Source organism: Psychrobacter sp. 16-MNA-CIBAN-0192 (assembly GCF_040309565.1).
Classification (GTDB): domain Bacteria; phylum Pseudomonadota; class Gammaproteobacteria; order Pseudomonadales; family Moraxellaceae; genus Psychrobacter.
In genome coordinates, this window is sequence record NZ_JBEOOX010000305.1 from 1 (window position 1) to 268 (window position 268).

The 268-nt window shown below is 52.2% G+C and carries 1 protein-coding gene; it reads left to right on the forward strand.

Annotated features, from left to right (window positions below; translation table 11 throughout):
* The coding region (locus tag AAEY78_RS13355) for an aromatic amino acid lyase (protein ID WP_352339795.1) at positions 1-268 on the forward strand (268 nt) is incomplete at both ends.

Consider the following 268-nt stretch of genomic DNA (forward strand, 5'->3'; position numbering starts at 1 on the left):
GCCCTGTCGCCATATCAGGTGGTAACTTCCATGCTGAGCCAGTTGCTTTTGCCGCTGATATTTTAGCCTTGGCAATCGCCGAGATTGGATCTATGTCTGAGCGCCGTGTGGCCTTGCTAATTGATGCGACTTTGTCAGGTGGTCTGCCACCATTCTTGGTTGATAACGCTGGGGTGAACTCAGGCTTTATGATCGCCCATGTAACCGCAGCCGCACTGGCATCAGAGAATAAATCTATCGCTCACCCAGGCAGTGTCGACAGTATCCC